The following is a 20,212-nucleotide window of genomic DNA, read 5'->3' as shown; positions in this document are numbered from 1 at the left end:
ACGCCCATGAGCGCCTACCAATCCCCGTGGATCATCGACGACCTGGTGATCTTCCAAGAGTCCGTGCGACGTTTCATCGCCGAAGAACTGGTGCCTAACGACGAGCACTGGGCCAAGCAGCAGTACATCGACCGCTCGGCGTGGAACCGCGCCGGCGAGCAGGGCATGTTGCTGCTCAGCATCCCTGAGGAATACGGCGGTGGCGGTGGCAGCTTCGCCCACGACGCGATCATGGCCTACGAGCAGTCGCGCGCCATCAGCACCGCGCTGGGAACGGGCGTGCACAGCGGCATCGTCGCCCACTACATCCTGGCCTACGCCAGTGAAGAGCAGAAGCACCGCTGGCTGCCGAAGATGGCCACCGGCGAGTTCGTCGGCGCCATCGCCATGTCCGAGCCGGGTACCGGTTCCGACCTGCAGAACGTCAAGACCAAGGCGATTCGCGACGGCGATCACTACGTGATCAACGGCTCGAAGACCTTCATCACCAACGGCTACCACGCCGACGTGATCCTGGTGGTGTGCAAGACCGATCCGAGCCTCGGCGCGCGCGGCGTATCCATCGTGGTGGTCGAGACCAAGGACCTGCCGGGCTTCCGCCGTGGCCGCATCCTGGAAAAGATCGGCTGCAAGGGCCAGGACACCACCGAGCTGTTCTTCGACGACGTGCGCGTGCCGGTCGGCAACCTGCTCGGCCCGGAGGAGGGCAAGGGCTTCTACCAGCTGATGCAGCAACTGCCGCAGGAACGCATGATCATCGCCCTCGGCGGCCTCGGCACCATGGAGCGCGCGCTCGAAGACACCATCGAGTACACCCGCAACCGCAAGCTGTTCGGCAAGCCGTCCCTGGAGCTGCAGAACACCCGCTTCAAGCTGGCCGAACTGAAGACCACCGCGACCATCGCGCGCAGCTTCATCGACGACTGCATGGTCAAGGTGCTCAAGGGCGAGCTGTCCGGCGAAGTGGCCGCGATGGCCAAGTGGTGGACCACCCACAACGCCGGCGTGATCGTCGACGAGTGCCTGCAGCTGCACGGCGGCTACGGTTACATGGTCGAGTACCCGATCGCCCGTCAGTACGCCAACGTGCGGGTCAGCCGGATCTTCGGCGGTTCCAACGAAATCATGAAAGAGATCATCGCGCGCACCCTGTAAGCGCGCCGCGCGGCCCGTTCCGCTGGAGCGGGCCGCGACCCAATGTTCGTCTGATGCCGTGGCGTCAGACCCTGCCTGGAGCACCATCGCGATGACTGCGTCGACCGTTGAACTCTCCATCGATGACGGCCTGGCCACCCTGGTCATGGCCCGCCCCGAGCGTAAGAACGCGCTCAACGTGCAGATGTTCGCCGAGCTGCTCGACACGCTGAACCTCGTGCGCCGCAACCCCGAGGTCAAAGCCTTGCTGCTGACCGGCGCGGGCAGCGATTTCTGCTCCGGCGGCGACGTCAGCAACATGGGCACGGGCGGCACCGCCGATGCCGCTGGGGTGCGAGCGCGCATGGAGGAGAACAACCGTCTGCTGCTGGCGATAGCCGACTTCACCAAGCCGTTGATCTCCGCGGTGGACGGCGTGGCCTTCGGCGCCGGCTTCAGCATCGCGCTGGCTTCGGACTTCGTCATCGCTTCCGAGCGTGCCCGCTTCTGCATGGCGTTCGCCCGTCTCGGCCTGTGCCCGGACATCGGCGCGTCCTACACGCTGCCGCGTATCGTCGGCCTGCAGAAGGCCAAGGAAATCATCTACTCGGCGCGCGAGGTCTCCGCACAGGAGGCGCTGCAGCTGGGGATCGCCCTGGAAGTCCATCCGGTCGAGAGTTTCCTCGGTCGCGCCGAGCAGCTGGCCCGCTCGATGGCCAACATGTCCGGGGTCAGCTTCGGCATGACCAAGCGCCTGCTGGCGCGCACCTTCGAGTGTGATCTCGCGGCGCAACTCGACGGCGAAGCCAGCGCACAGGCCGTGGCGATGACCTCGCCCTACATGCAAGAGGCTGCGGGGCGCTTCCTGCGCAAGCAGCCGGCCCTCTATCAGGGGCTGAAGGCCCCAGCGGCCACGACCAACAAATAACGGAGATTTGCCATGAGCACCCAAGCCAATTCGAGTGCGGCGGACATCCGCGCGATTCTCGACAAGCAACGCGCCGCCTTTCTGGCCGTTGAACCCTACAGCGCCGCACAACGCATCGAGCTGATCGACCGCGCCATCGGCCTGCTGGTCGATCATGCCGACGAAATCGTCGACGCGGTGGCTGCCGATTTCGGCCATCGCAGCAAGGATTTCACCCGCGTCACCGAAGTACTGTCGCCGCTGAACACGCTGAAGCAGACCAAGGCGCAGCTCACCGAGTGGATGCAGCCCGAACAGCGCCACACCGAGCGCGGCGAAGCCTGGCTGCAGTACCAGCCGCTCGGCGTGATCGGCATCCTCAGCCCGTGGAACTTCCCGGTCAACCTGGCCTTCGGCGGCCTCGCCGGCGCGCTGGCGGCCGGTAACCGGGTGATGATCAAACCGTCGGAGTTCACCCCGCAGACCTCCGAGCTGATGGCGCGGATGATCCGTTCGGTGTTCAGCGAGGACGAAGTGGCGGTGGTCACCGGTGGCCCGGAAGTCGGCCAGGCGTTCTGCAGCCAGCCGTTCGATCACCTGCTGTTCACCGGCGCGACCAGCATCGGCAAGCACGTCATGCGTGCGGCGGCCGAGAATCTGGTACCAGTGACCCTGGAGCTGGGCGGCAAGTCGCCAACCATCATTTCCCGCTCGGCCGATCTCAAGGCCGCGGTGACCAAGATCATCACCGGCAAGATGCACAACGCCGGGCAGATCTGCCTGGCCCCGGACTATGTGTTCGTCCCCGAGGAACTGCTGGAAGAGTTCATCGCCACCGCCAAGACGGTGCTGGGCAGCTATTTCCCGACCCTCAAGGACAACCCGGACTTCACCTCGGTGATCAATGCCCGTCACTTCCAGCGCCTGCAGGGTTACCTGAGCGAAGCGCGCGAGGCGGGCGTCGAGCTGATCGAGCTGAACCCGGCCGGCGAGGATTTCAGCGACCAGGCCCACCACAAGATCGCGCCGACCCTGCTGCGCAATCCGGGCGACGAGCTGAAGGTGATGCAGGACGAAATCTTCGGCCCGCTGCTGCCGATCAAGCCGTACCACACCATCCAGCAGGTGGTGGCCTACATCAACGCCCACCCGCGTCCGCTGGGGCTCTACTACTTCGGCAACGATGCCGCCGAAGAGCAGTTCGTGCTGACCCGCACCACCTCGGGCGGTGTGACCATCAACGAAGTGATCAAGCACGTCACCGTCGAGAGCCTGCCATTCGGCGGCGTCGGCCCCAGTGGCATGGGCGCCTATCACGGCAAGGACGGTTTCAAGACCTTCAGCCACGCCAAGGCGGTGTACCGCCCGATCGACGGCCCGGACCTCATGCGTCCGCCGTACGTCGAGCAGGTCCGCCAGATCGTCAGCTCGCTGATCAGCCGTTAAGCACGCAGGGACGTGGCTGAGTTGCCGCGTCCCGCACCCACACGAGGTTTTTTATGAAAGCTGCTGTATTCCATCAACCCGGTTCGCCACTGACCATCGAAGAAGTCAGCATCAGCAAGCCCGGTCCACGCGAAGTGCTGATCCGCACCGTGGCCAGCGGGGTCTGCCATTCGGACCTGCACGTGGTCGATGGTTCCTATCCCTACCCAGTGCCGCTGCTGCTCGGTCATGAGTCGGCGGGCATCGTCGAGGCGGTCGGCGCCGATGTGCGCAGCGTCAAGCCCGGCGACCACGTGGTCACCTGCCTGTCGGCGTTCTGCGGTTGCTGCAGCGACTGCGTCACCGGCCATATGAACCGCTGCCAGTCGCCAAGCACCAAGCGTGGCGCCGACGAAGAACCGCGCCTGAGCTACGTACAGAAGCCGATTCCACAGTTCATGAACCTCGGCGGTTTCGCCGAGCAGATGCTGGTCCACGAAAACGCCTGCGTGGCGATTCGCAAGGACATGCCACTGGACCGCGCGGCGCTGCTCGGTTGCGCGGTGATCACCGGCACCGGTGCGGTGTTCAACACCGCCCAGGTGCGTCCGGGTGAAACCGTCGCGGTGATCGGTTGCGGCGGCATTGGCCTCGCCACCATCAACGGTGCGGCGCTGGCCGGCGCGGCGCGGATCATTGCCATCGACATGCTGGATTCCAAGCTCGAACTGGCCAAGCAGTTCGGCGCCACCGACGTGGTCAACGGCCGCGACGGCGACGCGGTCAAACAGGTGCTGGAGCTGACTCGCGGCGGCGTGCACTACTCGTTCGAGTGCATCGGCCTCAAGCAGACCGCCGAGCAGGCCTTCGGCATGTTGCGCCGCGGTGGCACCGCCACGGTGATCGGCATGATCAAACCGGGCGTCAAGCTCGAGCTGCACGGCCTCGACTTCCTCAGCGAGAAGAAGATTCAGGGCTCGTACATGGGTTCCAACCGTTTCCCGGTGGACCTGCCGCGCCTGGTCGACTTCTACATGCAAGGTCGCCTGAAGCTCGACGAGATGATTTCCCAGCGCATCAAGCTGGAGCAGATCAACAGCGCCTTCGACGAACTCAAGCGCGGCGAACTGGCGCGCTCGGTGATCGTCTTCGACCAGTAACCCTTTGTTCCCGGCCGGTTGGCGTCCCCTGTTTCCGGTCGGGCTTTTCTTCCTCTGCATTCGATGAGAGCCAGCCAATGAAAACGCGCATTACAGAAATGCTGGGCATCCGCTACCCGATCATCCAGGGCGGCATGATGTGGGTCGGTCGCGCCGAAATGGCCGCGGCGGTTTCCAACGCTGGCGGTCTGGGCATTCTCACCGCCTTGACCCAGCCGACCCCGGAAGACCTGGCGCGCGAGATCGAGCGCTGCCGGCAGCTGACCGACCAGCCGTTCGGGGTCAACCTGACCCTGCTGCCGTCGATCAATCCGCCGCCGTACGCCAGGTATCTCGACGTGATCATCGAATCCGGCGTGAAGATTCTGGAAACCGCCGGCAACAACCCGGGTGAGCACATCGCCCGGGCCAAGGCCGCCGGTCTCAAGGTAATCCACAAGTGCGTGGCCATCCGGCACGCGCTGAAGGCGCAGAGCCTCGGCGTCGACGCGGTGTCGATCGACGGCTTCGAGTGCGCCGGCCACCCCGGCGAAGACGACGTACCGGGTCTGGTGCTGATCCCGCAGGCGGTGCGCAAGCTGAAGATTCCGGTGATCGCCTCCGGCGGCATCGCCGACGGCCGTGGCCTGGCCGCCGCCCTGGCGCTCGGCGCGGAAGGGGTGAACATGGGCACGCGCTTCTGCGCCACGCTTGAGGCGCCGATTCACGTCAACATCAAGCAGGCGCTGGTCAATTCCAGCGAGCGCGACACCAACCTGATCTTCCGCACCCTGCACAACACCGCGCGGGTGCTGAAGAACGCCATCTCCGACGAGGTGGTGAGCATCGAGCGCAAGGGCGGCGCGCAGTTCGAGGACATCCGCCACCTGGTCGCCGGGGCCCGCGGTCGCGCGGCGCTGGAGGCCGGCCAGCCGGACGACGGCATCGTCACCGCCGGCCAGTGCGTCGGCCTGATCGACGACATTCCGAGTTGTGCCGAGTTGCTCGAGCGCATGGTCGCCGAGTGCCGCACGCACCTGCAGACCGCCCAACGCTGGGCCAACTGATCCGCCGCCTGCCGGCGCCACCGCGAGGTGGCGCCGCAGCGCCCTGACCGGAGCACCGCGCCATGGATTTCACCTTCAGTGACGAGCAACAGATGCTGCGCGACCTGCTCGCGCGCTATCTGGATGAACAGTACGGCTTCGACAAACGCATGGCGGCGGTCAACTCCGCCGAGGGCTGGCGACCGGCCTGCTGGCAGGCCTTTGCCCATGAGCTGGGCATTCTCGCGGCAGGTTTTCCGGAGGAACTGGGTGGCCTGGGTGGCGGCAGCACGGAAAACCTCATCGTCATGGAGGCGTTCGGCCGCGCCCTGGTGCTCGAGCCGTACCTGAGCACGGTGGTGCTCGGTGGCGGGGTGCTCAAGCGCGTCGGCGGCGAGTCCGCGGCGCACCTGATCGCACAGATCGGCGCCGGCGAGGTGCGCATCGCCTGGGCGCAGTACGAGGCGCAGAGCCGCTATTGCCTGCATGACGTGCAGCTCAGCGCGCGTCGCGATGGCGACAGCTACGTGCTGAACGGCAACAAGACGGTGGTGCTCGATGCGCCGTACGCCACGCACCTGCTGGTCAGCGTGCGCACGGCCGGCGAGCGACGCGAGCGCAACGGCATCAGCTTGCTGCTGGTGGAGCAGGGCGCTGATGGCCTGCGTCGTCAGGATTATCCGACCGTCGACGGCGGGCGTGCCGCGGAGCTGTTCTTCGACAACGTGCGGGTGCCGGCCAGTGCGCTGCTCGGCGCACAGGATCAGGGCCTGGAACTGCTTGAGGTGGTGTTCGACGAGGCGCTGGTGGCGCTGTGCGCCGAGGGCGTGGGGATCATGCAGCGGATGCTGGCCGACACCGTGGCCTACGCCAAGGAGCGCAAGCAGTTCGGCGTGCCGATCGGCACCTTCCAGGCCCTGCAGCACCGCATGGTCGACATGTACATCCATATCGAGCAGGCCAGCGCGCTGACCTACCTGGCCAACCTCAAGCTCAGCGAGTCGCCGGTCGAACGCGCCCGCGCGGCCAGCGCCGCCAAGGTGCGGGTGGGCAAGGCGCTCAAGGCGGTCGGCCAGGGCGCGGTGCAGGTGCACGGCGGCATGGGCATCACCGAGGAACTGGCGGTCGGGCACTACTTCAAGCGCGCCACCGTGATCGAGCAGCAGTTCGGCTCGGTTGACCATCACCTGCGCCGTTACGGCGAGCTGGCCGGGAGCTGAAGCATGAATCTTGAATATTCCGCTGACGAACAGGCGTTCCGCGAGGAAGTGCGGGCGTGGATCGCCGAGGCGTACGACGACCAGCTGCGCGCACTGATGGCGCAATCGAAGACCGGTTACCTGGACAAGGAAGGCCAGCGTCGCTGGCAGAAGAAACTGCATGCGCGCGGCTGGATGGCGCCGGACTGGCCGGCCGAATACGGCGGACCGGGCTGGACGCCGACCCAGCGCTACCTGTTCCAGGCCGAGACCGGCATGGCCGGCTGCCCGAAGGTCTCGCCGATGGGCGTGAAGATGGTCGCCCCGGTGATCATGCGCTTTGGCACCGAGGCGCAGAAGGCGCGCTTCCTGCCCGCCACGCTGGCCTCGGACATCTTCTGGTGCCAGGGCTATTCCGAGCCCAACTCCGGCTCCGACCTGTCCTCGCTGCAGACCCGCGCCGACCGTGACGGCGACCACTACGTGATCAACGGCTCGAAGATCTGGACCACCCAGGCGCAATGGGCCGACTGGATGTTCTGCCTGGTGCGCACCAGCCGCGAAGCCAGCAAGCAGGCGGGCATCTCCTTCCTGCTGATCGACATGACCAGCCCGGGCATCAGCGTCGACCCGTTGCCGCTGCTCGACGGGCCGATGCCTGGCGAACAGGAGGTCAATCAGGTCTTCTTCGACAACGTGCGGGTGCCGGTGGCCAACCTGGTCGGCGAGGAAGGCCAGGGCTGGACCTGCGCCAAGTACCTGCTGGAGTTCGAGCGCGGCGGCACGTTCGGTTCGACACTGCGCTATCAGCTCGACAAGGTGCGTCAGGTCGCCGCCGCGCAACCGTCCGACAGCGGCGGCCGGCTGCTCGACGATGCGGACTTCCGGCGCCGCCTGCTCGAACTGGAAATCCAGGTCGAGGCGGTGGATGCCACCGAGCTGCGCCTGTTCTCCGCGGTCAGCGCCGGCACTTCGATTGGCGCGGCCTCGAGCATGCTCAAGCTGGCCGGCACGGAAACCCTGCAGGCGATCAGCGAGCTGGCCGTCGAGGCCATCGGCCCGCAGGGCTGGCCATTCATTCGCGACACCTGGGCCGAGGTCTACGACCGCCCGCATGCGCCACGTGCGGGCCCGGACTACGCGGCGCCGGTGCTGCCGCGCTACTTCAACTACCGCAAGACTTCGATCTACGGCGGCACCAGCGAAGTGCAGCGCAACATCATCGCCAAGCAGGTGCTCGGCCTGTAGGCCGGCACCGCGTACTGCAGGAGTTTCGCCATGAGTGCCATGGATATTGCTAGCCCAGAGATCAGCGCCGAGGTGCCGGCCGGCTTCGAGCCGTTGCGCCGGCCCAACAGTGGTACTGCCGGCTTCGTGCAGAACTGCCAGGGCGTCTACATCAACCTCGCCACCGGTATGGTCGCCGCGCGCATCCTGCCCGAGCACCTTAATCCGCTGAACATCGCCCACGGCGGCTTTCTCGCCACCCTGGCCGACACCGCCTTCGGCGCCTACATCCGCATCAACGGCAAGCTCGAGTTGCCGCCGGCGACCGTCGAGCTGAGCATCGATTACATCAGCCCGGCGCGGCCGGGGCAGTGGATCGAGGCGCACGTCGAGCTGCACAAGCTCGGCCGCACCCTGTGCAACGCCAGCCTCAGTCTGTTCGATGGCGAGCGCCTGGTAGCGCGCGCCAAGGGCACCTTCATCGCCAATACCGCCATGCACGCGAAGACGCTGGCGGAGCGTAAATCGTGAATCAATCAGGAGTACCCCATGGCAGCGAATGAGCAGCCAGCCGCCAGCCCGGTCGGGCCCGAGGCGCAGTACCAACGTTTCCTGCAAGAAGGCCGCTTCATGCTGCAGCGCAGCCAGTCCACCGGGCGCTACGTGTTCTATCCGCGCGTGGCGATTCCCGGCACCGGCGAGACCGACCTGGAATGGGTGCCGGCCAAAGGTACCGGCAGCATTTACGCGATCACCGTCAACCGTGCGCGTACCGGCAGCAAGAACGTCGCGCTGATCGATCTCGACGAGGGCGTACGCATGATGTCGCGCATCGAAGGCCTGGAGACGGCGCCAATCGGCAGCCGCGTCAAGGCGCGGATCATCGAGCAGGACGGGGTGGCCGGCGTGGTGTTTGATCTGATCGAAGGAAACCAGGCATGAGTCAGGCTTACCGCGGCAAGTCCGCCATCGTCGGCATCGGTAGCGCCGGCATCGGTGAAGCGCACGGCTTCAGCGCCCTCGATCTGCTCGGCCAGGCGTCACTGAAGGCCATCGCCGACGCCGGCCTGCAGCTCTCGGATATCGACGGGGTGTTCTGCGCCACCAGCTCGCATGCCTTCCCGACCCTGTCGGCCTGCGAGTACCTGGGCATCAAGCCGAAGTTCGTCGGCGGTCCCAACGTCGGCGGTTCGAGCTTCGAGATGCACCTGCTGCAGGCCACCATGGCGCTGGAATCAGGCCTGTGCAGCGCGGCGTTGATCTGCTACGGCTCCAACCAGCGCACCGCCGGCGGTGGTCGCCTGGTGTCGATGAGCGAGCCGCAATGGCATGAAACCTTCTACAACCCGCGCCATCCGATCACCGCCTATGGCCTCGCCGCGAGCCGGCATATGCACCAATACGGCACCACGCGCGAACAGCTCGCCGAAGTGGCGGTGGCCGCGCGCGGCTGGGCCAACCTCAACCCTGAGGCGTTCGCCCGCGGCCCGCTGAGCATCGATGACGTGCTGGCCAGCCGCATGGTCAGCGATCCGCTCAGCTCGGCGGACTGCTGCCTGGTCACCGACGGCGCCGGCGCCTGCGTCCTGGTGCGCGCCGACCGGGCCCGCGACTTGCCGAACAAGCCGGTGTACTTCCTCGGCGCGGCCGGCGCGCAGTGGCACCGCTCGATTCAGGCGATGCCCGATCTGACCGTCACCGCCGCCTCGGAAAGCTGCCCACGGGCCATGCAAATGGCCGGGGTGACGCACGCCGACGTCGACCTGGTGATGCTCTACGACGCCTTCACCATCAACACCATCCTGTTCCTCGAAGACCTCGGCTTCTGTCCGAAGGGCGAGGGCGGTCGCTTCGTCGAAGGCGGGCACATCGCCCCCGGCGGCAAGCTAGCGGTGAACACCAACGGTGGCGGCCTGTCCTGCGTGCACCCGGGCATGTACGGGATGTTCCTGATCCTCGAGGCGGCGACGCAGATTCGTGGCCAGGCCGGCGACCGTCAGCTCGACAGCTGCGATATCGCCCTGCTGCATGGCAACGGCGGCACGCTGTCCAGCCAGGTCACCGCCTTCCTCGGCAGCGCCGCCGCGCTCTGAGGATCGCCCCTGGCTGCCCGCTGAAGGGACCAGCCAGGGGTGAGTCGGCAAATTGCTCTAAACGGACTAGAGCCATCACCGGCGGCGGATCGGATACTTCGATCCGCTCGCATCTTGTGCTCAGGCCATTGTCGCCTGGCCCACATCGAAGTCGGCGCCCGCGGCGCCCCAACAACAACGAGTGAGGAACTCCTCGATGGACATCCAATTCACGCCTGAAGAGCTCGCCTTCCGCGACGAAGTCCGGGCCTTCCTGCGCGACCAGCTGCCGGCCGAAACCGCCCAGCGCGGGCTGCAAGGCAAACGTTTCAGCAAAGAGCAGAGCGTCCAGTGGATGCGTGCCCTGAGCGCGCGTGGCTGGCTGGCTCCGGGCTGGCCGGCCGAGTACGGCGGCACCGACTGGAGCGTGGTGCAGAAGCATATTTTCGACGAGGAGTGCTTCGCTGCCGGCGCGCCGCGCGTGGTGCCATTCGGCGCCAAGATGGTCGCCCCGGTGATCATCAAATTCGGCACCGAGGCGCAGAAAGCGCGCTTCCTGCCTGGGATTCTCAACAGTGACGACTGGTGGTGCCAGGGCTATTCCGAGCCGGGCGCCGGTTCCGACCTAGCCTCGCTGAAGACCCGTGCGGTGCGTGACGGCGACCATTACGTGGTCAATGGCCAGAAGACCTGGACCACCACCGCCCACTGGGCCGACTGGATGTTCTGCCTGGTGCGCACCGATCCCGAGGCGCAGCAGCAGCGCGGCATCAGCTTCCTGCTGATCGACATGAAGACCCCGGGCATCACCGTACGACCGATCATCACCCTGGACGGCGAGCACGACGTCAACGAGGTGTTCCTCGACAACGTGCGCGTACCGGTGGAGAACCTGGTCGGCGAGGAGAACCAGGGCTGGACCTGCGCCAAGTACCTGCTGACCCACGAACGCACCAGCATCGCCGGCATCGGCCAGACCAAGGCCTGGCTGACCCGCCTGAAGAAAGTCGCCCGCGAAGAGCAGTACAACGGCCAGCCACTGGCCGAAGACCCGCTGTTCCGCGCGCAACTCGCCGAACTGGACATCCAGATGATGGCGCTGGAAACCAGCAACCTGCGCATCCTCGCCGCGGCCCGCGAAGGCGGCGTGCCGGGCGCGGAAAGCTCGATCCTGAAGATCCGCGGCACCGAACTGCGTCAGCAGATCGCCTACCTGATCAGCAAGGCGGTCGGCAGCTATTCGATGCCGTTGCTCGAAGACGAGTTGGAGTTCGGCGCCGACGTCGCGCCGCTGCACAGCGACTGCAGCGCCTCCGCGGCGTCCCAGTACCTCGACTCGCGCAAGGCCTCGGTCTACGGCGGTTCCAACGAAATCCAGAAGAACATCATCGCCAAGATGATTCTCGAGCTGTAAGGGGCGGATCATGGACTTCAAACTGACAGAAGAGCAGCAGATGCTGCAGGACACCGCGGCGCGCCTGGTGCGTGACGCCTACGGCTTCGAGCAACGCGAGGCGCTACTCAAGAGCGAAGCCGGTTTCAGCGCCGAATTCTGGGCGCAGCTCGGCGAGCTGGGCCTGACCTCGGTGCCGTTCGCCGAGGAGTTCGGCGGTTTCGGCGGCAACGGTGTGGACAGCATGCTGATCACCACCGAACTGGGCCGCGGCCTGTGCCTGGAACCCTACCTGTACTCGGTGATCTTCGCCGGCGGGCTGATCAACCAGCTCGGCAGCGCTGCGCAGAAAAGTGAGCTGCTGCCGCAGGTGGCCAGCGCCGAGCTGCAACTGGCCGTGGCCCTCGACGAGCCGCAGAGCCACTACCAGCTGCACGACGTGCAGACCCGCGCGGTGGCGGCCAATGGCGGCTGGCAGTTGAGCGGCCGCAAGACCGCCGTGGTCGGTGGCCACAGCGCCGGGCTGCTGCTGGTTTCGGCACGCAGCAGCGGCGAGTCGCGTGACGAGGCGGGCGTCAGCCTGTTCCTGGTCGACCCGCGCAGCGCCGGTGTCGAGCGTCGCGCGTATCCGACCATCGACGCCCGCAAGGCTTGTGAGTTGTACCTCGACAACGCCAGCGCCACGCTGCTCGGCGAAGCGGGCCAGGCGCTGGCCGCGCTGCGCTACCAGCAGGGCCGCGCCATCGCCGCACAGTGCGCCGAAGCGCTCGGCAGCATGGAAGCGGCGTGCCAGCTGACTCTCGACTACCTGAAAACCCGTAAGCAGTTCGGTCAGGTGATCGGTCGCTTCCAGGCCCTGCAGCACCGCATGGTCGACATGCGCATCGAACTGGATCAAGCCACCTCGATGACCATCCTGGCTGCCTGCGTGGCCGACGCGCCGGACAGCGACGAGCGCAGCCGTACCCTGGCTGCCGCCAAGTTCATCGTCAGCCGCGCGGCACGCTTCATCGCCGACCAGGGCATCCAGTTGCACGGCGGTATCGGCCTGACCTGGGAATACGTGCTGTCGCACCACGCCAAGCACCTGCTGATGGTCGCCCGCCAGTTCGGCGACGACGACCATCACCTGCGCGCCTACGGTCGCCTGATGAACGTGGCCTGATCGCCACGGCAATTCCTGTTGTCCTCGCCGGGCCCTCGGGCCCGGCTTTTTTCCGCTACACCCGCTTCCGCCACTGCCGGCAGCCAAGCTGGGCGGATACTTTTTCAATCAGCGTGAAAACAATAACGGAGCGCGCACTATGACTCGTTTAGGGAAACGCCTGCCGGGACTGGCCCTGGCCGCGGCCTTGCTGACCGGCAGCTTTGCCGCCAGCGCGGCGGACCAGCCGAACATCCTGGTGATCTTTGGCGACGACGTGGGCTACTACAACCTGAGCGCCTACAACCAGGGGATGATGGGCTACGAAACGCCGAACATCGACCGCATCGCCAACGAAGGTGCGCTGTTCACCCACGCTTACGGCGAGCAGTCCTGCACCGCCGGTCGCTCGGCGTTCATCCTCGGCGAACACCCGTTCCGCACCGGCCTGCTGACCATCGGCATGCCCGGCTCCGAACACGGCATCCCCGAGTGGGCGCCGACCATCGGCGATGTGATGAAGCAGCAGGGTTACACCACCGGCCAGTTCGGCAAGAACCACCTCGGCGACCGCGACAAGCACCTGCCAACCAAGCATGGTTTCGACGAGTTCTTCGGCAACCTCTACCACATGAACGCCGAGGAAGAGCCGGAGACCTACTACTACCCGAAAGACCCGGAATTCCGCAAAAAGTACGGCCCGCGTGGGGTGATCCACTCCTACGCCGACGGCAAGATCGAGGACACCGGCCCGCTGACCCGCAAGCGCATGGAAACCATCGACGACGAGTTCGTCCAGGCCACCGAGAATTTCATCGACAAGGCGCACAAGGCCGACAAACCCTTCTTCATCTGGTTCAACAGCACGCGCATGCACGTCTGGACCCACCTGAAAAAAGAGTCCGACGGCAAGACCGGTATCGGCCTGTACCCGGATGGGATGGTCGAGCACGACGGGCAGATCGGTCAGCTACTCAACAAGCTCGATGAGCTGGGCATCGCCGACAACACCATCGTCATCTACACCACCGACAACGGCGCGCAGAAGGCCAGTTGGCCGGACGCCGGCAGCACGCCGTTCCACGGCGAGAAGGGTGGCAGCTATGAAGGCGGTCACCGCGTGCCGCTGCTGGTCAAATGGCCGAAGGTGATCAAGCCGGGCAGCCGCTTCAACAACATGATCGCCCACAACGACTGGATGCCGACCCTGGCGGCTGCCGCCGGCGACAGCACCCTGGTGGCCGACATGGCCAAGGGCAGTCAGTTGAATGGCAAGCAGTTCAAGGTGCACCTGGACGGATACAACTTCATGCCGTTCTTCAAGGGTGAAGCCAAGGACAGCCCGCGCGAGGAGTACTTCTACTTCGGTATGGGCGGTGAGCTGAATGCCCTGCGCTGGAAGGACTGGAAGGTGAACTTCGCCACCATCGACGGCTCGATCGCCTCGGCGACCCGCAACGTCACCAACTTCCCGACCGTCACCAACCTCAAGGCCGATCCGTTCGAGACCGCGCGCAAGGATTCGTCGATGTCCACCCGCTGGGCAGCCGACCAGCTGTGGCTGTTCGTCCCGGTACAGGCGCAGGTGCAGAAGTTCTTGGCGACCATCCCGGGCTATCCGTTCCAGGAAGGCGTCAACCTGAATCCGGCCAACATCAGCTACCAGAGCCTGGCAGTGAAGCAGGCGATGATGAAGCTGCAGAAACTGTCGCCGCCTGCCAACTAAGCGCAGGCGTCGCAGCAGCAAAGAAGCCGGGCCCGAGCGCCCGGCTTCTTTTTGTGCACAGGAAATGCAGATCAGAAGCCGCTTTCGCGCAGCAGCACGGCGAGCAGCTGCGTCGCGCCATCGGCAAGCAGGCTGCGCCGCGCGCCATCGATCTGCAGCCGTCCGCGGGTTTCGCGCAGCGCCGGCGTCGGCGCGTCGAGTTGGACTAGCACATGGAACACCGCGTTGGTCGGGATCAGCGCCTCACTCTTTGCCGAAACCGCCAGCGGCCCGCCGAGGCGCGAGGACAGCATCGGGTGCTCGAGTTGGTTGACCCGGGTGCTGCCGATATCGAGCACCCGGCCGTCAATCGGCTGCGGATCGCCTTCCGGGTAGAAGCGCACGTGGTTTCCCGTCTGCAGGCGGTGAACCTGATCCTGATCGACATAGGCGTCGACCTGCCAGCGGCTGGGCTCGATCAGCACGCCGAGCAGCTCGCGATTGCGCACCCACTGGCCGTTGCGCCAGTCCGGGTTGACGTCCGACCAGCGCCCGGCGAACGGCGCCTGCAGTTTCAGTCGGGCGATCTCTGAGCGTGCCGCGCGGGCTTCCTCGAACTGCACGCCAAGCCGGCTGCGGGTCGCGGCCTGTTCGCCTAGGCCGGCAGGGTCTGCAATCAGCCCGGCCAGGCGCGCCTCGTAACTGCGCACGCTGGCCTCGCTGCTGCGCAGCCGCGAGGCGATATCCGGCTCGTCCAGCACGATCAGGGTGTCGCCGGCGGTCACCCGGCCGGCCGGGCGGATCGATTGCAGCTGCGCGGGGAAGGGCGCGTAGACCCGCAGCTGTTGCTCGGCGCGGGCCACGCCAACGGCATGAATCTGCACCCGCCAGGGCAGGGCGAGGAGCAGCAGCAACGCGGCGAGGCCGCACCAGAACAGCGTGCGGCGGTTGGCGCGGATCTGCCCGCGCTGCTGCCACCAGTGTTTCAGCTCACGGGCGATGGGCATGACGATGAACCAGGCGATTTCCACGGCGAACAGCATGATGCCGAGCAGTTTGAAGAACAGCAGGTACACGGCGATGGCGATCCCGAAGAACAGCACCAGGCGATACAGCCAGGTGGCAATCGCGAACGCCACCAGCAGGCGTCGCTGCGGTGGGCTGAACGGCTCCGGCCAGTCCTCGTCGAGGCCGAGCAGCAGGCGGCGCAGGCTGACCCGTGCGAGTGCCGAGGAGCGCTCGTGCAGGTTGGGGAAGTCGAGCAGGTCGGAGAGGATGAAATAGCCGTCGAAGCGCATGAACGGGCTCGCGTTGAGAGCCAGCGACAGCACCCAACTGGTGGTCGCCAGGTAGAGCAGGGCGTTGCGCAGCGAGCCGGGATCGCAGAGCGCCCAGCCGAGGGTCGCCAGGCCGGCGATCGACAGCTCGGTAAGGATGCCGGCGGAGGCGATCGCCAGGCGCTGCCGTGCGCTGCGCAGTTTCCAGCTCTCGCCGGTGTCGGTGTAGAGCATCGGCCAGAGCACCACGAAGGCCACACCCATGTGCCCGACCTTGAGGCCGAGGCGGGTGGCGACCAGGGCGTGGCCGAGCTCGTGCAGGGTCTTGGCGACGATCAGCGCCAGGGCAAAGCTGAACAGGCCTTCGAGGGAGAAGGACTCGACCACCGCATTGCGGAAGGTGTCCCACTGGTGCAGAACCAGAACGATGCCGAGCACGCTGAGCAGTACCACCAGCAGCCCGGTGAGCGGGCGGAACAGCCAGTCCAGGCTGCGCGCCAGTTGTTGCAGGTGGCGCTGCGGGTGCAGCAGCGGAATGCGGAAGAACAGGTAGTGGTGCAGCCACCAGCGCCAGCTGAGGAACTGCATGCCCTCGCTGCGCGCCTGCAGGCGGGCGACCGCCTCGGCGCCGGGTTGCAGCAGTTGGTGCTGGTCGAGGAACTGGCGGAAGGCGAGGACCTGGCTCGGCTCGGGGTTGAGCGCGGTCTGCTCGGCAATCTGCGTGCTGATCTGCCGGGGCGTCTGGCCCCAGCGCAGCAGGCACTCGAACTCCAGCCAGCCGATGCGGTAGAAGCGATTGACCACCGTGTCCTGGATCACCCACGCCGGCTCGCCGTTGGCGCCCTCGGCAACCTCGCTGAGGCGCAGGTCTTCACGCAGCGGCGGCAGCGGCAGATCGTCGGGGCTGTCCATCACCAGCCCGTCCAGGCACGCAGCGCGGCCAGCGGCCGGCGCAGCAGGTAGTAACCGAGCAGCACGCGTTCGCCGTACAACTTGGCCGTGCCGTGCAGGCCGAGGCGCGCGTGCTCCGGCTTGCCCTCGACGCTCGCCAGCAGGCGGTAGGCGACCACTCCGTCGTCGCTGGCCTTGGCCTGGTAGCTGGTTTCGAGAATCTCGCCCTTGAGCGGCTGCAGTGGGTAGGCGGTGAGGAACAGGGTGACTGCCGCTCCGGGCTCCAGGGCGATGGCATCGGCCACCGGCAGCTGGATGAGCATCACCGGCTGCGCCGGGTCGGCGACCAGCAGGATGCGCTCACCGGTGACCACCGGCTTGCCCAGCCAGTCGTTGGGGTCGCTGAACACCGCCACGCCGGCGCGCGGCGAGAGCACCTGGGTGCGTTTCAGCTGCGCCTCGACCGCCGCCAGCTCGGCGCGGCGTTGCAGGGCGCGGCCATTGAGCAGGGTCAGTTCGCCCTTGCTCTGCGGGTTGTCGAAGGCACGCTGGCTGGCGGCCATCAGCTCGGCGTCGGCCACCGCGACTTCCTTGCTCAGCACCTCGGCGCGGCTGCGCAGGGTGGTTTCGTTGAGCGAGAACAGCGGCGTGCCAGCTTCCACCGGTTGGTTGGGGCGCACCTGCATGCGTTCGACCACGCCGTCGATCGGCGAACTGATGATCTGCGCCTGGTGCGAGACGATCTCCGCCGGGGCCAGGGCGGTTTGTCGCACCGGAATCAGCAGCAAGGCACCGGCGACTGCCAGGGCCAGCAGTGCCTGGCGTCTGCTCGGCCACCAGCGGCGCAAACGGCGCTGGCGGGTCAGCGCGGCCCAGCAATAGGCCCAGGTCTGCCAGAGCCCGCTCAATGCCTGTTGCAGCCCTTCGGCCGGCGGTTGTTCGAGGAGGAACAGCAGCAGGCCCAGGCGCTGCCCGTCGTGGCGCTGCAGGGGGACGCACCAGAGTCCAGCTGGCCACCATTCGGCCCAGCCTTCGGCGATTTCGGCGGGTGGCTCTACCGCGTCACGTGCCAGCCAGTGCGGCTGCTGGTCCGGCAGTTGGCTGGCCACCCAGCGACTGGCGCGGCGCAGCCAGACCAGATACGGCGAGTCCTCGCTGGGCTTGGACAAGCCGGACACGCAGAGCAGTTCCAACGCCTCGCCACGCTGGGCGAACACCAGCGCCTGGTGGAAATGCAGCACCGGGTAGAGGTCGTTGGCCATGCTGAACGCCAGGGCGTTCAGCGACTCGGCCTGCAGCGCGCGGTCACGCAGGGCGATAAGGCTCAGCAACGCCTGCGGCTGGACGATCCGTTCATTCATGGTCATCGGCGAACCGCGCGGTGCCGCTCATGCCGGCGATCAGTTCCGGGTATTCGGCGTCGAGGCGCGCCTCCAGCTCGACAGTCTGCGCCACCGCATCGACCCGCGAGTTGACCGCGCTGATGTGCGCCGGGTAGCTCTTGCCGGTTTCGTGGATGCTGATCTGCAGCGCCTTGCCGGTGGTCAGCCCCTGCAGCAGGTTGGACGGCACGTTGAGACGCACCTTGAGCGGGCCGTCGCTGACCAGATCGAACAGCGGCGTACCGGCACTGACCGTCTGGTAGGGCTTGGCGTGCACCTTGGCGACCCGCCCGTTGAACGGTGCGAGCACCTTGCAGTAGCCGCTCTGTGCCTGGGCCAGCGAACGTGCGCCTTCGGCCTTCTGCACCTCGGTCGAGGCCATCGCCACTTCCAGGTCGCCGACCGCGTCGAGTTTGCGCAGGTTGCGTTTGGCCTCGAGGTTCTGCCGCGCCATGGTCAGCTCGGCGGCGGCCACCTTGCTGCGCGCGTCGGCCTCGCTGCAGTTGAATTGGGCGAGCAGGGCATCCTTGGCGACTTTCTGGCCGAGCGCCGCGCGCAGTTCGCCGAGCGTGCCGCCCATCTGGCTGGACAACGTGGTCTCCACGTCGGCGGTCAGCAGCACCCGAATTGCGCTCGGGTCATCGAGCGCATCGGGGGTGGAGGGTGATTCGGCGGCCAGGGATGGCGTGAGAACAGCGGCGAGCAACAGGGTGGGGAACGCGTGCTTACTGCGGAATGGACGCATTGCCGCCCCCCTGTGTGGAGGCCGCGAGCAGGCCGTTGCGCTCTCGGGCGACCGTGGTGCGTTCAATCTCGCGGGCCAGGGTCTTCACGTCCTGTTTCTCAATTGACTCTGGCAGGATGTCGAGGCCCACCGAGTTGTACAGCCGGCCCCAGGCAGCCTGGGCGCTGGAATACGCCGCTTCGCGCTGGTAGCGCGACAGCAGGTAGCGGCCTTCGGCACGGATCACTTCCAGTTCCGAACCGAACGAGGTGGTCTTCGCCGCGTTCGCGTAATCGAGCAGGCTGCGGTCGACGCGCAGGCTTTCGTCGGTGAACTCGACCTCCTGGCGCGCCAGCTGGTAGCGCAGGCTGCCGACCCGCACCTGGGTGAGGATCGCCATCGACAGGGCGATGCGCCGGGTGTCGTCGGTGGCGCTTTGCGATTCTTCGGCGGCGTTGAGGGACGGCAGTTGCAGCAGCTTGAGCAGGTTGAGCGACACCTGCACGCCGGTTTCCGTCCAGTGGCTGTTGTAGAGCAGCTTGTTGGAGTCGTAGCGGTAGCCGAAATCAACCGCGACGTTGGGCCACAGCTGCGCCTTGGCGATCTTCAGGTCGTTCGCGTTGACCCGCTTGCGGTACCACTCTTCCATGATCTCCGGGCGGTTCTCCATCGACAGCTGTTCGAGCGCGGTGATGTCGTCCTTGAGCACCGGCAGCGCCGGTTCGGCCTGATCGGCGAGGCGCATGCGCGAACCGGCTGGCAGCGACATCAGCGCCGACAGCTCGGCCTGGGCGAACTCCAGGTCCTGACGGCGCACGGTGAGCAGGTAGATGGAGTCGAGCAGGGCGCGTTGGTAGGCAAGGATTTCCTGGCGCGGCAGCAGGCCTTTCTGTTCCGCCTCGCGTGCCGAGCCGAGCGCACGATTGGTGCGCTCGAGCAGGCGATCGACCTCCGGCATCAGGCGTTGCGCGCCCAACGCGCGCCAATAGGCGTTGCGCACGTCCTGCATGACGTTCTGCGCGACGCGACGGCGGCGCTCGTCGGCCATCAGCATCTGATCGGCCTTCTGCTGGGTGCGGTAGTAGGCCACGCCGAAGTCGAGCAGGCTCCAGCTCAGGCCGAGACCGGCGAGGTCGCGATAGCGTTCTTCGGAGGTGGATGCACGCAGGCTTTCTTCGCGGTCCTCGATGCCGATCGAGGTGCCGCCGGAGTCGTTGTTGCGCCCGGCGTAACCGGCCGAGGCGACCACGCGCGGCAGCATTTCATGGCTGGACACATCACGCAGATCGGACGCCAGCGCGCTTTCCATCAGCTTGAGGCGGTAATCGAGGTTGTACTTCAGCGCCCGCGCGGCCGCCTCGTAGAAGGTGATCGGTGCGGTCACCGGTTCCTGGTCGGCGTACATGCGCGCCTGGTCGTCGACGATGCGCTGGCGGTTCTCCTGTTCGCTGTACGGCTGCGGCTCGAGCGAGGAGCAGCCAACCAGCAGCACGGAGGCGGCGATGGCTACGTTGAGGTGCTTCATGGCGTATCGGTGCATAGGCATT

At 66.4% G+C, this 20,212-nt stretch carries 17 protein-coding genes; 13 read left to right on the top strand and 4 right to left on the bottom strand.

The features are described 5' to 3' along the window. Positions 1–6 precede the first annotated feature (6 nt). The 13 genes from JQX08_RS14265 to JQX08_RS14205 all read left to right on the top strand — a co-directional run bounded on the left by JQX08_RS14265 (position 7) and on the right by JQX08_RS14205 (position 14,412). Positions 7–1,155 carry an acyl-CoA dehydrogenase family protein gene (locus JQX08_RS14265; protein ID WP_205349063.1) on the top strand — a complete coding sequence of 383 codons (1,149 nt, stop codon included), beginning with the start codon at positions 7–9 and terminating at the stop codon, positions 1,153–1,155. A gap of 91 nt (positions 1,156–1,246) precedes the next feature. Continuing rightward, positions 1,247–2,062 (top strand): enoyl-CoA hydratase/isomerase family protein, encoded by an 816-nt coding sequence (locus JQX08_RS14260; RefSeq protein WP_205349062.1) that lies wholly within the window; start codon positions 1,247–1,249, stop codon positions 2,060–2,062. Positions 2,063–2,074: 12 nt separating this feature from the next. Then, positions 2,075–3,487, top strand: coding sequence for a coniferyl aldehyde dehydrogenase (locus tag JQX08_RS14255; RefSeq protein ID WP_205349061.1), 1,413 nt, complete (start codon positions 2,075–2,077; stop codon positions 3,485–3,487). A 53-nt stretch (positions 3,488–3,540) separates the two neighbouring features. Beyond that, a complete protein-coding gene (locus tag JQX08_RS14250; RefSeq protein WP_205349060.1) occupies positions 3,541–4,626 on the top strand; it encodes a Zn-dependent alcohol dehydrogenase in 1,086 nt (361 codons plus the stop codon). Positions 4,627–4,703: 77 nt separating this feature from the next. Further along, complete coding sequence (locus tag JQX08_RS14245; protein ID WP_205349059.1) at positions 4,704–5,672, top strand: NAD(P)H-dependent flavin oxidoreductase; 969 nt, start codon at positions 4,704–4,706, stop codon at positions 5,670–5,672. 62 nt (positions 5,673–5,734) lie between these two features. After that, positions 5,735–6,871: an acyl-CoA dehydrogenase family protein gene (locus JQX08_RS14240; protein WP_205349058.1), complete on the top strand. Its 1,137-nt coding sequence runs from the start codon at positions 5,735–5,737 to the stop codon at positions 6,869–6,871. A 3-nt stretch (positions 6,872–6,874) separates the two neighbouring features. Further along, a complete protein-coding gene (locus JQX08_RS14235) occupies positions 6,875–8,098 on the top strand; it encodes an acyl-CoA dehydrogenase family protein (RefSeq protein ID WP_205349057.1) in 1,224 nt (407 codons plus the stop codon). Between the two features lie 30 nt (positions 8,099–8,128). Further along, positions 8,129–8,608: a PaaI family thioesterase gene (locus tag JQX08_RS14230; protein ID WP_205349056.1), complete on the top strand. Its 480-nt coding sequence runs from the start codon at positions 8,129–8,131 to the stop codon at positions 8,606–8,608. A gap of 18 nt (positions 8,609–8,626) precedes the next feature. Further along, positions 8,627–9,019 carry a Zn-ribbon domain-containing OB-fold protein gene (locus JQX08_RS14225; protein WP_205349055.1) on the top strand — a complete coding sequence of 131 codons (393 nt, stop codon included), beginning with the start codon at positions 8,627–8,629 and terminating at the stop codon, positions 9,017–9,019. Continuing rightward, complete coding sequence (locus JQX08_RS14220; protein ID WP_205349054.1) at positions 9,016–10,170, top strand: thiolase; 1,155 nt, start codon at positions 9,016–9,018, stop codon at positions 10,168–10,170. Before JQX08_RS14225 ends, JQX08_RS14220 begins: the two co-directional genes overlap by 4 nt. Before the next feature lie 196 nt (positions 10,171–10,366). Beyond that, entirely contained in the window at positions 10,367–11,563 is a 1,197-nt protein-coding gene (locus tag JQX08_RS14215) for an acyl-CoA dehydrogenase family protein (RefSeq protein WP_205349053.1), read from the top strand. A 10-nt stretch (positions 11,564–11,573) separates the two neighbouring features. Then, on the top strand, positions 11,574–12,707 hold the full coding sequence (locus JQX08_RS14210) for an acyl-CoA dehydrogenase family protein (RefSeq protein WP_205349052.1): 1,134 nt from the start codon (positions 11,574–11,576) through the stop codon (positions 12,705–12,707). A gap of 139 nt (positions 12,708–12,846) precedes the next feature. Further along, the gene (locus JQX08_RS14205; RefSeq protein WP_205349051.1) at positions 12,847–14,412 is read left to right on the top strand and encodes an arylsulfatase; all 1,566 of its coding nucleotides are present in this window, start codon (positions 12,847–12,849) and stop codon (positions 14,410–14,412) included. A 71-nt stretch (positions 14,413–14,483) separates the two neighbouring features. On the opposite strand, the gene JQX08_RS14200 is transcribed toward JQX08_RS14205, so the two are convergent. The 4 genes from JQX08_RS14200 to JQX08_RS14185 are packed head-to-tail and all read right to left on the bottom strand — an operon-like array spanning position 14,484 to position 20,205. Further along, positions 14,484–16,580, bottom strand: coding sequence for a site-2 protease family protein (locus JQX08_RS14200; protein ID WP_205349050.1), 2,097 nt, complete (start codon positions 16,578–16,580; stop codon positions 14,484–14,486). Further along, positions 16,580–17,926: an efflux RND transporter periplasmic adaptor subunit gene (locus tag JQX08_RS14195; RefSeq protein ID WP_205349049.1), complete on the bottom strand. Its 1,347-nt coding sequence runs from the start codon at positions 17,924–17,926 to the stop codon at positions 16,580–16,582. The genes JQX08_RS14200 and JQX08_RS14195 overlap by 1 nt, the downstream gene beginning before the upstream one ends. Next, positions 17,913–18,686: an efflux RND transporter periplasmic adaptor subunit gene (locus JQX08_RS14190; protein ID WP_205349048.1), complete on the bottom strand. Its 774-nt coding sequence runs from the start codon at positions 18,684–18,686 to the stop codon at positions 17,913–17,915. Before JQX08_RS14190 ends, JQX08_RS14195 begins: the two co-directional genes overlap by 14 nt. Beyond that, positions 18,667–20,205, bottom strand: a complete 1,539-nt coding sequence (locus tag JQX08_RS14185; protein ID WP_205349047.1) for a TolC family protein — start codon at positions 20,203–20,205, stop codon at positions 18,667–18,669. The genes JQX08_RS14190 and JQX08_RS14185 overlap by 20 nt, the downstream gene beginning before the upstream one ends. Positions 20,206–20,212: the final 7 nt, after the last annotated feature.

The sequence above is a fragment of the Zestomonas insulae genome (assembly GCF_016901015.1).
In the GTDB taxonomy this organism is placed as follows: domain Bacteria; phylum Pseudomonadota; class Gammaproteobacteria; order Pseudomonadales; family Pseudomonadaceae; genus Aquipseudomonas; species Aquipseudomonas insulae.
This window is presented reverse-complemented; position numbering and strand designations above follow the sequence as displayed.

Bases quoted from the DNA above. Each gene is read 5' to 3' on its own strand.
- JQX08_RS14185 (WP_205349047.1), bottom strand. From the start codon at position 20,205: ATGCACCGATACGCCATGAAGCACCTCAACGTAGCCATCGCCGCCTCC.
- JQX08_RS14205 (WP_205349051.1), top strand. From the start codon at position 12,847: ATGACTCGTTTAGGGAAACGCCTGCCGGGACTGGCCCTGGCCGCGGCC.
- JQX08_RS14200 (WP_205349050.1), bottom strand. From the start codon at position 16,580: ATGGACAGCCCCGACGATCTGCCGCTGCCGCCGCTGCGTGAAGACCTG.
- JQX08_RS14245 (WP_205349059.1), top strand. From the start codon at position 4,704: ATGAAAACGCGCATTACAGAAATGCTGGGCATCCGCTACCCGATCATC.
- JQX08_RS14225 (WP_205349055.1), top strand. From the start codon at position 8,627: ATGGCAGCGAATGAGCAGCCAGCCGCCAGCCCGGTCGGGCCCGAGGCG.
- JQX08_RS14255 (WP_205349061.1), top strand. From the start codon at position 2,075: ATGAGCACCCAAGCCAATTCGAGTGCGGCGGACATCCGCGCGATTCTC.
- JQX08_RS14210 (WP_205349052.1), top strand. From the start codon at position 11,574: ATGGACTTCAAACTGACAGAAGAGCAGCAGATGCTGCAGGACACCGCG.
- JQX08_RS14235 (WP_205349057.1), top strand. From the start codon at position 6,875: ATGAATCTTGAATATTCCGCTGACGAACAGGCGTTCCGCGAGGAAGTG.
- JQX08_RS14195 (WP_205349049.1), bottom strand. From the start codon at position 17,926: ATGACCATGAATGAACGGATCGTCCAGCCGCAGGCGTTGCTGAGCCTT.
- JQX08_RS14215 (WP_205349053.1), top strand. From the start codon at position 10,367: ATGGACATCCAATTCACGCCTGAAGAGCTCGCCTTCCGCGACGAAGTC.
- JQX08_RS14220 (WP_205349054.1), top strand. From the start codon at position 9,016: ATGAGTCAGGCTTACCGCGGCAAGTCCGCCATCGTCGGCATCGGTAGC.
- JQX08_RS14260 (WP_205349062.1), top strand. From the start codon at position 1,247: ATGACTGCGTCGACCGTTGAACTCTCCATCGATGACGGCCTGGCCACC.
- JQX08_RS14230 (WP_205349056.1), top strand. From the start codon at position 8,129: ATGAGTGCCATGGATATTGCTAGCCCAGAGATCAGCGCCGAGGTGCCG.
- JQX08_RS14240 (WP_205349058.1), top strand. From the start codon at position 5,735: ATGGATTTCACCTTCAGTGACGAGCAACAGATGCTGCGCGACCTGCTC.
- JQX08_RS14190 (WP_205349048.1), bottom strand. From the start codon at position 18,686: ATGCGTCCATTCCGCAGTAAGCACGCGTTCCCCACCCTGTTGCTCGCC.
- JQX08_RS14250 (WP_205349060.1), top strand. From the start codon at position 3,541: ATGAAAGCTGCTGTATTCCATCAACCCGGTTCGCCACTGACCATCGAA.
- JQX08_RS14265 (WP_205349063.1), top strand. From the start codon at position 7: ATGAGCGCCTACCAATCCCCGTGGATCATCGACGACCTGGTGATCTTC.